The following is a 14,385-nucleotide window of genomic DNA, read 5'->3' as shown; positions in this document are numbered from 1 at the left end:
ACTTCGCATCCCCCGGCGGCCGGCCAAGCTGATCTCCAGCTCAGGATGGAACGCAATCTGGCCGAGCACGCCTGCCACCTCCACCGGCGCCTGGACGGCGCGGCGGTCGTCGAGGCGGACGACCTGTTGGTCGCCGACAGCGGACTGGCCGACGACACCTTCAACATCGTCGCAGCGGCGCGTTTCACTCCGCAGGCGGCACCACAACGTGTCCGTCGGACCGTCCGGGAACTCACAGCCACCGGCCGGCCCTTCTCGTGGTGGGTGGGCCCTGCCTCGACGCCGGCCGATTTGCCCGCACACCTGGAGGCCGCGGGGCTGAGGGCCTCCGAGACCGAGGCGGGCATGTGGCTGGACCTCCGCGAGGCTCCGCCGCGGCCGCACGCCGACCGTCTCGACATCCGCCCGGTGACCACCCGGGAACACCTCAGCGACTACGCCATGGTGCTCGCCTCGCTGTGGAACCCTCCGGCCGCCACCGTCCGGCAGTTCTACGCCGAGACCGCGCGGTGGGCGCTCGCCGCCGACAGCCCGGCCCGGTACCTGGTCGGCTACCTGGAGGGCCGGCCGGTCTGCTCGGCGGAGGTCTTCCTGCACGCCGGTGTGGCAGGGATCTACAACATCGCGACCCTCGCCACGCACCGCCGACGCGGCTACGGAGGCGCCGTCACGCGCGCAACGCTCCACGCCGCCCGCGACGAGGGGTACCGGACCGCCGTCCTGCAAGCGTCGGCGGACGGCGAGCCCGTCTACCGGGGGCTGGGATTCGGCACCTGTGGGTCATTCACCGAATACGCGATTATTCCCTGAGCGGAACGTCGGGTCCCCCGGCGTGTACGCGGGCGCGAGGAGCGGTGGTGCGCCGGGAGGAATTCATGCGCGCCGTAAAGCTGACCGCCAGGAGGAGGTTACCCGTGTGGGTGATCGTGCGGCTGCCCGCGACGGGCCTGGGGTCGCCCCTGTCACGGATGACGACGAGGGGGAACGCTCATGTTCAGGAAAATGCTGCGCGGTGTATCCGTGGTCGTACTGACCTCCGCGGCTTTCGCGCTGCCGTCGGCCGCGACGGCAGCTCCGCAGGTCTCCGACTCCGCCGCCCGGGCCGTGTCCGCAGCTCCGACGGTGGTCTACGGTCCGTACGCGAGCTTCGAAGTCTGCTGGGTCGTCGGAAACCAGGGCCAGCAGGCCGGTCAGTGGCAGTCGTTCTTCTGCGCGCAGAACGGTACGACCTCGTGGTGGCTGTTCACCACTCCGTAGTCTGCTCTGTCCGCACCTTTCGCCGGGCGGCTTCCCGCCGCCCGGCTTTTCGCTGCCCTTTCGGCGCTTCGTGCTTTCGTCCTTCTGGTCTTTCGGCTGTTCGTGCTTCCGGCTGTCAGTGCCGGTGCCGGACAGGGAAATTGCCGGTAACCCACGAAGCCCGGGTGGTTTCCCGACGCTCCCGCTGTCGGTGCTCCCGCATTCGCCGGTCGCCGTGCGGCACGCAACCACGCTGTCGCGACTCATGCCGCCCTGAATTCCGGGCGACATGACCGGTTCGCCTCCAGGAGGGACGGGCACCCGGGGAACAGGAACCGACGCTTCCCGGAGGGAGACCGTGACACCGTTCGGCAGCAGGACGGCGCGCCTGGTACGCGCAGCCGCCCGTGAACGCGACGACGCCCGCCTCCCGCAACGGCTGTGCGCCGCGATCCGCCACGGCTTGCCGGTGGACGACGTGTCCTTGTGTCTGGCCACCACCCCGGCCGACCGACAGCTGCTCGCGGCGACCGGACCGGCCGCGCTGCGCCTGGAGGAAGTGCAGTACGAGACGGGAGAAGGCCCGGGCCCGGAGGCGGCGGCCACCGGCCGTCCGGTGCTCTATCCGGACGTCCGGGCACACCCCATGCCGTATCCGTTCTTCGCTCCCCGCCTGCACGAGGAACTCGAACACGCCGCTGCCGTCTTCGCCTTCCCCCTCAACCTCGGACCGCGCACCCTCGCCACGGCCGACTGCCTGCGGTACCAGCCCCTGCGCCTGGACGACCCCACGCTCGACGACACCATGCAGGTGCTGGAGGAGACGGCCGCCGTCCTGGCCGACCGGTGCCTGCCCTATTTCGCCAGGGACGCCCCCTTGCCCTGGCGTCCGGCCCGGCTCATCGACGATCACTGGGGTACTACGTACCGCGCCGCCGGCGCACTGGCCGGCCTCCTGAGCATCTCGGTCAGCGAAGCCCTGGCACGCCTGCGCGCGAGCGCCTTCACCACCGGCCGCCCCCTGCCGGCCCTCGCGCGCGAAGTGTTGAAGCGCCACCGCGAGGGACCGCACGAAGAGGGGTAGCGTCGCGGGCCCTCAGGTACGGCCGTGGACAGTGCGGTGCGCCGCGGCCCCCCCATGGCCGCGGCGCACTTGGGCGTCCGGGGCCGCCGGCCGACGGCCCCGGAGTGGTGGTCAGCGGCGGCCCCAGCGTTTGATGTCGATCACGTGGCGGTGGCCGTCGTGCAAGGTGGCGGTGTCGCGGTGGTTGTGCCAGACGTAGTCGCGGCGGCCCTGGTGGACATCGCGCCAGGTGTCGCGGCCCTTGCCGGTGTGGACCCGTACTTCCTGATGGCCGCCGAGGCGCAGGTGGCGGAAGTGGTAGGCCTGGTGGGTGCGCTCGCTGGTCAGGGTCCAGCCGTCGAGGTCGACCGCGCGGCGCCCGGTGTTCTTGACGGTGACCCACTCGGCGTTCAGGGACCGGTTGGAGCCGTCGTCGCGGCCGGGGCTGTCGGCCTGCACGGCACCGATCACGACGGGGGAACGGTGCTTGGCCGGCAGCGTGTGCGCGTCGGTGGCGGCGGCGGGCAGCGCTGCGGTGGCGACCAGGGCGGCCGAGCCGAGAGCGACGGCGGCCGTACGGGCGGAACGGAACATGACGAACCTCCTGCGGGCGGCCCCGCACCCAGCGGGACCGGTGTGACTCGACGCCCGGACTGCTGCCGGGCGGACCTCACTGTGCGCCCGCTCGCCAGCCCGTGGCCGAAGAGGCGACCGTCCTTTACACAACACGGACATTCGCACACCCGCGCCGTACCCGTGGTGTACGCCTCCGCGCGTGACCGGCCCTCGCGCGCCCCCGGCGCACCGCCGCACATGCGCCGCTGACCTGGGGGCTTGGTGCTCCCGGTGCCGTTGGGGGTGGTGTTCCGTACGGGCGTGCAGGGGCGTCGCGGGTTGAGGCGAACGCATGTCCAAGCGGAGGTGGGTTCGTACGGGGGCCGTGGCCGGCCGGAGAACCGTTTCGGTGAACGGGTGCGGGAAAAGTCGTGCGTTTCCTTCGGGCGGATCACTCGTTTGGTCCGATACGACGCGCTCAGCACTGCTGCCCGTCTCCGTTGCGGTTGACCAACGGAGCGGGAGTGACCGGGTGTTCGCCCTCCGGGCGGCGCTACCCGGTCCCGGGTGCTGGGCGGTATCCCTTTCGGGATGCGGGTGCCCGGTCAACGGCGGGTGCCCGGTTCGTCACCTTCGGAAAGATGAAGGACCACACGTGCAACACATCGTGAAACGAAGCGTGCTGGTCGCCGCGACGGCGACCGGGATGCTCACCGGCGTGGCGGCGAGTGCCGCCCACGCCGACGCCGGTGCGCAAGGGGCCTCCGTCGGGTCTCCGGGCGTGATCGCGGGCGGCGTGTTCCAAGCGCCCGTGCACGTGCCGGTGAACCTCTGCGGCAACACCGTCGACGTCATCGGCCTGCTCAACCCCGCTTTCGGCAACACCTGCGCCAACCCTGGCGGACACCGCCCGCCGTCCGGCCACAAGCCTCCGGGGCACCAGCCGCCCGGGCACAAGCCTCCGGGCCACAAGCCGCCCGGCAGCCATCAGCCTCCTGGGCACAAGCCTCCTGGGCACAAGCCGCCCGGCAGCCATCAGCCTCCTGGCCACAAGCCTCCGGGGCACAAGCCTCCCGGCCACCAGCCTCCTGGGCACAAGCCTCCTGGGCACAAGCCGCCCGGCAGCCATCAGCCTCCGGGCCACAAGCCCCCAGGTCACCAGCCCCCCGGCAGTCACCAGCCGCCCGGGCATCAGCCCCCTGGCCACCAGCCTCCCGGCCACCAGCCCCCGGGCCACCGGCCTCCCGCGCACGAGACTCCCGGCACCCCGGGGCCGGGCGGTCACCGGCCGCCCTCCGACCCCCGCCTGCCTGGTCAGCGGCCTCCGGCCGAGGTCGCCGGCGCGGTGGACTCCCGGACCGGGCCCGCGGCACACCACCGCCAGCCGTCGTCCGCGGCGGCACCGGCCGGAGGCAAGGGGCGGCAGGTCGACCACAGCGTGCAGGACGCCCAGCGGCCGGCACTCGCGCACACGGGAAGCAGTCATGCCGGTGCCACGGCCGCCACGGGCGCGGCGCTCCTGCTCGGCGGTGTGGTGCTCTTCCGCCGCAGCCGTGCCTCGCGCGCGTGATGTGCCGGCGCGTCTGACGTCCTGACGCACCTCCTCCACCAGCCGCTACGGCGGTTCCCGGCCCCGGCCGGGAACCGCCAGGACGAGAACGCCGACGCCCCGCCCGCGCCCGCCCCGGTAGCTGCCTCCCCACCCGCAACATCCGTAGCGTCCGCAACGCTCACAGCATCCGCAACGCCCGCAACGATGACCTCCACGCCGGGTCAACGACCGTGCTTCGCAGCGGGCAACGCGCCCCGTCGCACCCTTCACACGACCGGCACCGGGTGTTCTCAGCTGTGCCCCACCGGCGGGTCGGGGAAGAGCGTGCCCCGTCCGGAAGCCAGCTCCGTTTGGTGCCAGGTACGGCCGTCCTGGGCCAGCGCCCGGACGGCGGCGGCACTGCCCGCGAAGACGGGCAGCAGGGAGCCGGTCGCGGTGCGCTGGATGAGCTTGCGTACGGCGGGATGCGGGCCGGCCAGCAGCAGCGCACCGCCGACCGTGTGCAGCCGCATGGCCTTGCGGACCAGGACGGCCAGCGCGTCGATGGTCAGCCGGTGGACCGCCGACACATCGACAATAACGGTGGGCACCGTGGCGCGGCGGCGGATCATGGCGGCCAGGCACTCCACCGCGTCCCAGGAGCCGTCAGGCAGGAGGAGCAGGTGGTAAAGAGCGGGTCGGGTCAACAGGGCGGCGGCCTTCCGTACACAGAGTTGGACGCCTCGAACCCCAGGAGCGCGCGGCCCCTGACGGCCCAACGCGCTTACCGTGCCCTTGGCATACCCACCTCCGCCGACGCCACCCCGACCCACCGCAACGACTTTTCCTACGCCCACCGGACGAACCGGCACCGGCCCGCCCCGCCCCGCCCGGCCCAGGCCCGGGAAACTCAGCTGAGCGGCCGGATGTCGATACCTATCCAGTCGTCCTGGCTGTAGTTGTACACGTTGTCGACGAGGAACAGGCTGACCAGGCTCTTCCCGCGTACCCAGGAAATCTGCCGCTCGGGAGGGTCCGACTGCACGGGCGGCGGCGTGCGAAGCGGTGTGCCCAGCCGGGCCCGGAGCAGGTGCGCGGCACGGTCGTAGCAGGCGAGGAATTCCGCCCGCGTGGCATGCGCCGTGTACACGCCCTCGGAGGGAAGCGGGTCGCCCCACAATTCCCGCGGATCGACCGGCTCCTCGGTCACGGAATCGGTGAGCCCGATCGCCGCGTAGGCCAGCGGAAAAGCGAGGAAGGAGTCCTCGTGGCATTCCGGTTCGTCGCACGCGACGCTTCGGTCGTCGGTTCTTGAACAGCCCGGGTATTCGCCCAGCAGTACGTGCCAGGACAGCGGGTCCGGGTCACCGAGCGGCCAGTGGTCCAGCCATCCGACGGCGGGTTCACCGCCGCTGGCCGGGCGGGCCCAGCCGCGGCGCTGGAAGGCCGCGTCGAAGGCGTCGCAGCACCACGGGACGTCAGCGAGTTCCAGCAGGTGGTCGAGGTAAGAGGGAGTGAGCGGAAAGGACAGCATCGACATGAGGTCGAACCTACTGGAGGGCATGCGGGCGGCCGCGACCGGCGACGCTCGCGGCCGTCCTCGTACATGCCGTTCTTCCAGGGGCCGGACTCCGCAGTGATGCGGGACAGTGAATGCCGAGCAGACAGCAGACAGCAAGCAGCAAGCAGCAAGCAGCAAGCAGCAAGCAGCAACAGCAACGGCAACAGCAACGGTGACGCTGACGGAGGACGATATGGACGCGCACTACGCCGCGGGACTGATGCGAGCCGCTGACGGCCCGTGGGCGCGCCGTGAGGCGTTGGTCCACGGTGACCGGCGGTGGACGTACGGGCAGCTGGCGCGGACCGTCCGTGGCATCGCGGCCGTCCTGCGTTCCTCGCCCGGCGCGCGAAGCGGCGTCGCCGTCCTGGCGGACAACCGCCCGGAGGTGGTCGCCGTCCAGCTCGCCACCCACCTCCTCGGACACCGACTGGCCCTGCTGGCACCCGGCGCGACCAACGCCGAGCGGGCGGAACTGCTGCGGCACAGCCACCCGGGAGCACTGGTCTTCGCCCCCGGCCACGCCGCGTCCGCCAGGGCTCTGGCCGCGGCGGCCGGCATCGGGGAACTGCTGTCGCTGGGCCCGGCACCGTCCTGCCGCGACCTGGCGGCGGAGGCTGCCGCGCGGCCGGCCGAACCAGGCCCGCCCGCGGTGCCCGCCGACCGCGTACGAACCGTGCTCTGCACGGGCGGCACGACGGGCCTGCCCAAAGCGGTCGTGCACACGCACGGCCTGTACGACGCCCTGGCCGGGCTCGTGGGCGGGCACGGGCTGGCCGTGCCCGGTGAACGGCGGCTTGTGTGCACGCCCATGAGCCACATCAGCGGGCACTTCGCGCTGCCCACCCTCCTGTCGGGAGGCACCTTGGTGCTCCACGACGGATTCGACCCCGGCGCGGTCCTGGCGACGGTCGCCGCGGAGCGCATCAACGCACTGGTGCTGACCTCGCCCCTGCTGTACCAGCTCCTGGACCACCCGGAGCTCAGCGTGACCGATCACTCCTCCTTGCGCTGCCTCGGCTACGGCGCCGCGCCCACCCCGCTGCGCCGTCAACAGCAGGCCCTCGACCGTCTCGGCCCGGTGCTGCAGCACATCTACGGTCTGACCGAAGCGGGTGTGGTGACCGTGCTCCAGCCCGGCGAACACCACGCCGACCGCCCGCAGAGCCTGGCCGGGGCCGGCCGCCCGGTCCCGGGTATGAGCATCGAGGTACGCGACGAGGACGGACGGCGGCTGCCGGCGGGCCGGGCGGGGGAGGTGTGGGTCCGTGGCCCGAGTGTGATGGCGGGCTACCTCGGCCATCCCGACACCACGGCGGAGGTGATCCGGGACGGCTGGCTGCGGACCGGGGACATCGGGAGTCTGGACGCGTCCGGCACCCTCTTCCTGAAGGCCAGGAAGAGCGAAGTGATCATGCATGCTTCGGGGCTGCGCATCTATCCGCGGGTCGTGGAGGAGGCGTTGCTGAGCCACCCGTCCGTCCGCGCGGCGGCGGTCTTCGGCGTCCCGGACGGGGGCGACGGCGAGCGGGTGCACGCGACCGTCGCCCCGCATCCGGACGCCCCCGTCGATCCCGTCGCCCTGCGTGCCCACGTACTGGCCGAGCTGGGCCAGGAACTCATGGTGCCGGAGTCCGTCGACGTCGTCCCCCGCCTGCCCGTGAACCGTAACGGCAAGGTCGACAGGCAGGCGCTCAAGAACGGAGCGGCCTCGGACGGCCGCTGACGTCGCGCCTGGCAGCCACCTCACACGCTCCGCCCAACGGCAGACCTCTCCTGCCGCACCCGTGGACGGCGTAGCACTGGGAACCCGTAGAGAGCCGAAGGACACGCGGGAATGGCATGGCATGCTCGGCTACCTGGCGCCTGTTGGTGGGTCAGGGGCCCCGGGAGTCTGCGAGTGCGGACGCAACTCGGTCTGGCCATTGCCGTGTTGACCGCATCCAGCAGATCGTGAGGGGGACGGCTGCAACGAATCGGCTGCATCACCCGAGCAGGCGGCTGGGGCGTTCAGGCCGGCCCTCGGCGAGGGCGGACGGCAGCAGGCCCAGTGGCGGGGAGCCCAGGGCGAGGACAGCGCTGTGGAAGCGCAAGGGGGAGTAGGCGTCGCCCCAGCGTCGCCGGGCTTCGTCCCGCAGGTCGCGCAGGGCCAGTTTGCCCCAGGTGTAGCGACCGTAGGTGGGGTCGAAGGTGGCCCGCTCGGCCTCCGCGCGGGCGGCCCGGCCCGACAGGTAGGTGTCCGCCTCGAAGCGCCGGGCGGCCTCCGGTACGTCCATGGCTCCGCTGTGCACACCGATCGCGCAGGCGAGCCGGGTCACCCTGATCAGTGCTTCCATGCAGACGCCGATGGCGAAGCGGGGGTCGGTCGCCCGGAAACCCTCCTCCACCATCAGCTCTTCCCCGTAATGGGCCCAGCCCTCCATGAAGGTGAGGGACTGCAGGATCCGCCGGACAGGACTGCCGGCCCTGCGCAGGCAGCGGGCGTGCGCGAAGTGCCCGGGCACCACCTCGTGTGCCGTGACGGCGGGAAGCATGGCCGGGCTGAAGACGGTCAGCCACTCCGCGGCGTCCTCGTCCTTCCAGCCGGGCCCCGGCAAGGTGATGTGGTACCAGGACGGGGCGTCGGGCTCCCCGGGGGCGGCGAAGCTCATCATGGCCCAGGTGTCCTGGCGTGACGGCGGTGTGGGGCCGACGAGCACCTCGCCGTCGAGGTGCGGGAGGAGCGCCCGGCCGCGGGTGAAGGCCATCAGCTCGTCGGTGACGGCTCGCGCCCGGTCCAGTACGGCGTCGGCCGGCGGGTGTTCCCGTACGAGATCGCGTACGAGGTCGTGCGGGCGGCAGCCGGGAACCAGCCGGTGGCAGGCCTCGCGCAGCAGTGCGCGCAGCCGTTCCGCCTCCTGGTCGGCACGGTCGGCCAGCCGGGACACGCTGACCTCGATCCCTTCTGGGGCGCCCATGAGCAGGGCGAGGTCCCGCTCGCCGAGGGCGGAGCGCGGGTCGCCGTGGTCGGCCGCGTGTTTCAGGCGAGCCATCAGCCGCCCGTGTGCGCTGCGGGCGCGTACGGCGATGTCGGTGCCGGCCAGTTCGGGCGGGATGACGGCGGTGAGGCTGTCGGCCGTGTCGAGCACGGCGCGGGCCGTGGGGGCGTCGACCTGGTCGAGTGCGCGGACGGACGCGTCGATCGCGTCGGGCCAGTTGGCGAGGTGGGCGCGCTTGGCGCGGTCCCGGTCGGCAGCCGGTGCGTACTCCCGGTCGTAACAGCAGAGGTCGAGGTTGAGCAGGTGGGGCAGCGGGTTGCGGCGGTGCATCTCCAGGTCGCCGTAGACCGTGCGCAGGGCCGTCTCGAAGATGTGGAGGTGCGCGGCGTCGTGAGGGTCGGGCGCCCCGGGGGAGTCCGGCGGTCCGAGTGAGTCGGGGGATCCGGGAGAGCCGGGCGGGGTGAGGGAGGAAGGCGGTTCGCGGGGGCCGGGGGCGGGGCCGCCGAGCCCGGCGAGTCCGGAGCGGATGCCGTCCGGGGAGAGGTCCTGTACATGGCCGTCGTATTCGTGCAGGCCGGCTTGTTCACGCACCAGCTCGACCATCAGATCACACACCGCGCGCAACCGAGCATCCATGGCCGCATATTCCTTTCGGATATCCCTTTCGGATGTCTCTCATGGGTATTCCTCGCGGATGTTCCTGACTGAAGTTCCTGGCCGATGTTCCTCATGGAGGTTCTGCAGAGATCCGCTCCTGACTCCTGCGGACGCGAGGTCGCTACTGCCGGATAATTCCGGACAATCGTCGACGTCGATCGATGGCCGCCGACGTGCACGGGCGATCTCGGACGTTCAACGAATGGCCGTACCGGCGAGCAGTGTGCCCTCCTTGCGGGCCACTTCCAACAGAATCTCGATCATGGGTTCCGCCGCGGGCGCGTGCCGTCCCTCCGGAAGTGCAATGTACACACGACGCGGTGGAAATCTTCCCGCCAGGGAATGCAGGGAGATTTTTCCACTGCTGCGGACCGCGAGCAACCCCGGAACAAGTGTGACACCGGCCGACATTTCCACCAGTCGGCTGACGGCGCTCCAGTCCCCGACCTGGAAATGGATGTGCGGTGCGAACCCCAGCGCCCTCTCGAATTCCGGCTGCGGGCCGAGGCAGTCCGGATGGGCGCCCTCGATCCACGATTCCTCCGCCAGGTCGTGCAGCTCACCCCGGGAGAACCCGCCACGGCCGGTCCGGCGGTCATGGGCTACGGCGATGTACAACTCGTCCTCCAGCAGTGGCAGGACGTCCAGCCCGCAGGCCTGTCCGCCGGTGAGGTCCCAGTCGGTGACCAGCGCGATGTCGATCAGCCCGGAGCGCAGGTCCGCGGCGTGGTGGCGCGTGGTCCAGCCGGACAGCGAGAGCCTCACCTGCGGATATCGTTCGGCGAAGCGGGCCAGTGACTGCGGCAGCAGATACGCGTTGACGCCGGCGAAGCCGCCCACCCGCAGCCGCCCGCCACGCAGCCCGCTCAACGCCCGCAGATCCTGCTGGACGGCGACGACCTGGGACAGGATGTCGCGGGCCCGGTCGGCCAGCAGCGCGCCCGCGTCGGTCAGCCGGACACCGCGGCCCAGCCGCTGTACGAGTTGCGCGCCCACCTCGTGCTCCAGCGCCTCGATCTGCCGCGAGACGGCCGGCTGGCTGAAGGACAGCGCCCTGGCCGCGGCCGACATCGACCCCCGGTCGGCTATCTCGACGAGCACCCGCAGACGATGAAGGTCACGCATGCCCGGAAGGTATAGCAGCCATCCGGAAGCCGCAATTATGCTCTTGCGCCGGATTCGGTGATCTCGACGAGTACACGTAAACGATGAAGGTCATGCATGCCGGGAAGGTATGGCAGACATGCGAAACCTGCAATTGTGCTTTTTCGCCGGATCCGGAAATCTGAAGACGGCTGTCCTGCTGGACGGTCAACCGGAAGCAGCGGAAGGGGATATTCCATGAGTGTCACACCCCGAAAATCACCTGAGCGGGGCGCCGCGGATATGGCGGCACCCTGCAGGCAGTACTCCTGGACTCCAGAAGTCCACGACTTGTACGGCGATCCGGAATCCATCCTGCGCAAGGTGGATGCGCTCAACATGGAACTCGCCGAGCGTCGCATTTTCGTTCTCCTCACCGAAAGTGAAGGCCACGCCCAGCTCCGTTTCTTCGAGCAGGTGGAAGGCAAGAAGTACGCGGTTTCCGCCTGGACCGGCGAGTCTCTCGACGGCGCCGGCGGAGCGATCGGCGACACCATCCTGAAGAACAAGGGAATCAACTGCGTCGGCGAGCAGGTACGCGGCCTGCTGGCCAGGTTCCCCATGGTCTCGCCCACCACGGTGCCGGCGCCGGCCAACGCCCGGGCGGCGTTCGCCCACACCGTCCGCGCCCACGGTGAAGACACCTTCATGCGTGCCACGTTCGCCCTTCTGTGCTGACACCGGCGGAACAGCACCGATCCGGCCGTCCCGGCCATCGTGGGGGCGGCCGGGTCTTCGCGCGTCTGTGGGCCGCGACGGCATCGGCGAACCTCGGCGACGGCCTGGTGCTGGCCCTCATCCCGTTGCTCGCCGTACAGCTGACGGCATCCTCGGGCCTGGTCGCGGGGGCGAAGCTGGCGCACACGCTGCCCTGGGCGGTGGCTCCGCTGGCGGTCGGTCTGCTCGTCGACAGCATGGACCGCCGCCAACTGATCATGGTCTTCGACCTGTTCCGCGCGGCGGCACTGGCCGCCCTCCTGGCCGCCCTCCTGCTCGACGCCACCGCCCTGTTCGTTCTCTGCGCCCTCTACCTGGTCGCATGCTGTCTGGCGGTGGGCGAGGCCGTCGCCGACATCGCCACGACCGCACTCGTCCCCTCGGTGGTGCCACGCCACCGGCTGGAGTGGGCGAACTCCTGGATCCGGGGTACGGAGTCGGTGCTGAACGAGTTCGTGGGGCTGCCGCTGGGCGGGCTGCTGGTCGCCCTCGGCCCGGCATGGGCGGTCGGCGGTGCCGGCGGACTCTATGCCGTCGCGGCCTGCGCCATGCTGACGCTGCACGGGAAGTACCGGCCGGTGGCCCAGGACGCGTCACCTGACGGGGACGCGGCCGAGCACGGCGTACGAAGCGGCGAAGGTACGGGACAGCACGGCGACGACGGGCTCGACGGGCGCAGGCGGCACCTGCTCACCGCGGGCTTGAGAATCCTTTGGCGCAACCGGCCGTTGCGCACGCTGACGCTCATGAGCACGGTCATGGCGGGCTGCTGGAGCGCCTGGCTCGCCGTACTGGTCGTGTACACCGTCCAGGGCCCGGTCGGCCTGTCCCCGGCCGGCTACGGACTGCTGCTGACGACCCTGGGCGCCGGCGCGGTGACCGGCGCCGCGCTGGCCCCGCGCCTGGCCCGCACGGTGGGCGTCCGCTGGATCCTGGTCACGGACGTGGTGGCCGGCGTCGTCATGCTGGGCGCCCCTGCCGCGAGCGCCGACGTCGCGGTGATCGCCTTCGCCACGTTCCTCGGAGGGGTGGGCAGCGGACTGTGGAACGTGGTGGTCATCTCGCTGCGCCAACGCCTGACTCCCCAGGACCGGCTGGGCCGGATCAGCGGCGCCATCCGGTGCCTCGGCTGGGGCGGTATGCCACTGGGTGCCGCGCTGGCCGCCGGACTCGCCGAACTGACCGGCCCGCGCCCCGTGTTCGCCCTGGCCGCCGTGCTCACCGCACTCACCCTGATCCCCCTGCTCCGCATCCTGAACACACCGGCCCTGGACGCTCCGGCGCAGGAGGCGTCCCCGGTCGCCGGGAAACGCTGAGGCGCCCGTGCCGGAGCTGTCGGGGCGGGCGAGCGGTCCCCCTGATGCCCGCGGGGCCCGCCAGAGGAGATTTCAGGACCGGCGCACCCGCGTGCGCGTGCTCACGTCCACCGCCCGCCGACCTCCCCCTCCACCGGCGGTACGCGGTGCACGAGACCGAGGACATCGACCGGGTGCACCCGCGTGCCGAGGTGACCGAGCCCGGCGCGGACGCCCGCGGCGGCCCGCGCGCCGGCCTCCCGCACGGCCTGGTCCAGCGGCCGGCCGTGGGCGAGCAGGCCGGCGGTCAGGGCGGAGTGCGCGCATCCCACGCCGTGCTCGGCCGCGTTGTCGTGGCGTTCGCTGGTCAGGTGCGCGTGCCGTTCGCCGTCGAAGAACCAGTCCCCGCTCTCGCCAGGCCCCGGTGTGATGACCACCGTCGGCGCTCCCAGCCTCGTGATCGTCTCGGCGAGCTCCCGGCGGGAACCGTCCCCGCCCGCCAGCAGACCGGCCTCCCTGCGGTTGGGTGTGATCACCACCGAGGACGGGAACAGGTCGCGGATCACGGCCTTGGTCACATCCGTGTCCGCCGAAAGCCAGGAACCGGCGGCCGTCACCATGACCGGGTCCACGACCACGGGCACCCCCTGGGCCGCGAACCCGGCCAGTTCGGGGGCGAGGGCCGCGAGGAGTTCGGGGCTCCAGGTCGTCCCCACCTTGACCGCGGCGATCGGCAGGTCGTCACGGACGGTGCGCAACTGAGCCGCCACCGCCTCCACGGGCACGGGCCAGCGGCCGGTCACCCCGCTCGTGTTCTGCGCCGTGATGCCGACGAGGACGGTGGCCGCGTAACAGCCCACCGAGGCAAATGCCTTGATGTCTCCCTGGATTCCCGCGCCTCCGCTGGAGTCGCTGGAACCGATGGTCAGACAGACCGGAACGCCGGCTGTCATCGGTGCCCCCTTCCGGAGCGTTCGGTGCGGTGGTCCGAAGTGGTGCGCGGTGGTCCCTGCCCACATGCACCGACGGCCGGTGGTGCCGTCGGCACGTGACGGGGCCGGGTACCGGGCGCGGTGTTCCGTCCGGCTCCGTTCGCGTCTCGGCCCGTACGCCGGACCGGTCGGCGTATCAGCCGATGGTGGTCCGTTCGCCGCTGCGCGCGAGAACGCGCTCGACCGCCGTGTCCAGATGTGCGTAGATCTCCGTCGGGTCGGCGAACCAGATGAATTCCACGTTCGCCTGGTTCTCCAGACCGGTGACGAGGAAGGTGTGCTTCTGTTCCTTCTCCAGCATCAGGACCATCGGTTTCCGCAGCGCGCTCGCCCAGCCGATCTCTACGTGGGTACCGGCCGACGCCGGAACACCGGGGAAAGCGATGAACAGGTCGGAGCGGCTGATCTCCAGGTAGTCCCGTTTGGTGGCCTCGGGCGCCGTGAGGAATTCCGCGCCCCATGCCTCGCGCCGGTGCGCGTTGTACACCGTGGCACCGCGCTGTTCGAAGTGCTCGATGAGCCGGTGGAACTTGAGCCGGTCGGAGTCGGACATCAATCCGGTCTTGGGATCGACGAGCTGAAGGAAGGGGCCGCCCACGAATACTTCGCGCAGGGCGGTGGGGTGCGTAGCAGTGCTGTCGGATGTCATGCCGTCCT

Annotated in this window: 14 protein-coding genes; 7 read left to right on the top strand and 7 right to left on the bottom strand. The window is 71.3% G+C overall.

The window, feature by feature from the left end:
* Positions 1-45 precede the first annotated feature (45 nt).
* The 3 genes from OEIGOIKO_RS01980 (at position 46) to OEIGOIKO_RS01970 (ending at position 2,320) form a co-directional block, all read left to right on the top strand.
* Positions 46-810 (top strand): GNAT family N-acetyltransferase, encoded by a 765-nt coding sequence (locus OEIGOIKO_RS01980; RefSeq protein WP_218039966.1) that lies wholly within the window; start codon positions 46-48, stop codon positions 808-810.
* A 180-nt stretch (positions 811-990) separates the two neighbouring features.
* Entirely contained in the window at positions 991-1,257 is a 267-nt protein-coding gene (locus OEIGOIKO_RS01975; RefSeq protein ID WP_125051232.1) for a hypothetical protein, read from the top strand.
* A 337-nt stretch (positions 1,258-1,594) separates the two neighbouring features.
* Positions 1,595-2,320, top strand: coding sequence for a GAF domain-containing protein (locus OEIGOIKO_RS01970; protein WP_125051230.1), 726 nt, complete (start codon positions 1,595-1,597; stop codon positions 2,318-2,320).
* A gap of 111 nt (positions 2,321-2,431) precedes the next feature.
* Here the strand turns inward: OEIGOIKO_RS01970 and OEIGOIKO_RS01965 are convergent, their stop codons facing one another.
* Positions 2,432-2,893: a lamin tail domain-containing protein gene (locus OEIGOIKO_RS01965; protein ID WP_125051228.1), complete on the bottom strand. Its 462-nt coding sequence runs from the start codon at positions 2,891-2,893 to the stop codon at positions 2,432-2,434.
* A 616-nt stretch (positions 2,894-3,509) separates the two neighbouring features.
* Between OEIGOIKO_RS01965 and OEIGOIKO_RS01960 the strand changes: the two genes are divergently transcribed.
* Positions 3,510-4,424: a chaplin gene (locus OEIGOIKO_RS01960; RefSeq protein WP_246177132.1), complete on the top strand. Its 915-nt coding sequence runs from the start codon at positions 3,510-3,512 to the stop codon at positions 4,422-4,424.
* Between the two features lie 272 nt (positions 4,425-4,696).
* On the opposite strand, the gene OEIGOIKO_RS01955 is transcribed toward OEIGOIKO_RS01960, so the two are convergent.
* Both OEIGOIKO_RS01955 and OEIGOIKO_RS01950 read right to left on the bottom strand, forming a co-directional pair.
* The gene (locus OEIGOIKO_RS01955; protein WP_246177130.1) at positions 4,697-5,092 is read right to left on the bottom strand and encodes an STAS domain-containing protein; all 396 of its coding nucleotides are present in this window, start codon (positions 5,090-5,092) and stop codon (positions 4,697-4,699) included.
* 203 nt (positions 5,093-5,295) lie between these two features.
* On the bottom strand, positions 5,296-5,925 hold the full coding sequence (locus tag OEIGOIKO_RS01950) for a hypothetical protein (RefSeq protein WP_125051226.1): 630 nt from the start codon (positions 5,923-5,925) through the stop codon (positions 5,296-5,298).
* A gap of 214 nt (positions 5,926-6,139) precedes the next feature.
* On the opposite strand from OEIGOIKO_RS01950, the gene OEIGOIKO_RS01945 reads away from it, so the two are divergent.
* The gene (locus OEIGOIKO_RS01945; RefSeq protein ID WP_125051224.1) at positions 6,140-7,672 is read left to right on the top strand and encodes a class I adenylate-forming enzyme family protein; all 1,533 of its coding nucleotides are present in this window, start codon (positions 6,140-6,142) and stop codon (positions 7,670-7,672) included.
* Positions 7,673-7,931: 259 nt separating this feature from the next.
* On the opposite strand, the gene OEIGOIKO_RS01940 is transcribed toward OEIGOIKO_RS01945, so the two are convergent.
* Both OEIGOIKO_RS01940 and OEIGOIKO_RS01935 read right to left on the bottom strand, forming a co-directional pair.
* A complete protein-coding gene (locus OEIGOIKO_RS01940; protein WP_125051221.1) occupies positions 7,932-9,560 on the bottom strand; it encodes a DUF885 family protein in 1,629 nt (542 codons plus the stop codon).
* A 216-nt stretch (positions 9,561-9,776) separates the two neighbouring features.
* Positions 9,777-10,706 carry a LysR family transcriptional regulator gene (locus OEIGOIKO_RS01935; RefSeq protein WP_125051219.1) on the bottom strand — a complete coding sequence of 310 codons (930 nt, stop codon included), beginning with the start codon at positions 10,704-10,706 and terminating at the stop codon, positions 9,777-9,779.
* Positions 10,707-10,922: 216 nt separating this feature from the next.
* Between OEIGOIKO_RS01935 and OEIGOIKO_RS01930 the strand changes: the two genes are divergently transcribed.
* Both OEIGOIKO_RS01930 and OEIGOIKO_RS01925 read left to right on the top strand, forming a co-directional pair.
* The gene (locus tag OEIGOIKO_RS01930; protein ID WP_125051217.1) at positions 10,923-11,402 is read left to right on the top strand and encodes a hypothetical protein; all 480 of its coding nucleotides are present in this window, start codon (positions 10,923-10,925) and stop codon (positions 11,400-11,402) included.
* On the top strand, positions 11,396-12,757 hold the full coding sequence (locus OEIGOIKO_RS01925) for an MFS transporter (protein WP_125051214.1): 1,362 nt from the start codon (positions 11,396-11,398) through the stop codon (positions 12,755-12,757). The genes OEIGOIKO_RS01930 and OEIGOIKO_RS01925 overlap by 7 nt, the downstream gene beginning before the upstream one ends.
* A gap of 101 nt (positions 12,758-12,858) precedes the next feature.
* On the opposite strand, the gene thiD is transcribed toward OEIGOIKO_RS01925, so the two are convergent.
* Both thiD and OEIGOIKO_RS01915 read right to left on the bottom strand, forming a co-directional pair.
* Positions 12,859-13,689 (bottom strand): bifunctional hydroxymethylpyrimidine kinase/phosphomethylpyrimidine kinase, encoded by an 831-nt coding sequence (thiD, locus tag OEIGOIKO_RS01920; RefSeq protein WP_170251495.1) that lies wholly within the window; start codon positions 13,687-13,689, stop codon positions 12,859-12,861.
* A 175-nt stretch (positions 13,690-13,864) separates the two neighbouring features.
* Positions 13,865-14,377, bottom strand: coding sequence for a nucleoside 2-deoxyribosyltransferase (locus OEIGOIKO_RS01915; RefSeq protein WP_125051210.1), 513 nt, complete (start codon positions 14,375-14,377; stop codon positions 13,865-13,867).
* Positions 14,378-14,385 lie beyond the last annotated feature (8 nt).

It is taken from the genome of Streptomyces paromomycinus (assembly GCF_003865155.1).
GTDB lineage: Bacteria > Actinomycetota > Actinomycetes > Streptomycetales > Streptomycetaceae > Streptomyces > Streptomyces chrestomyceticus.
This window is presented reverse-complemented; position numbering and strand designations above follow the sequence as displayed.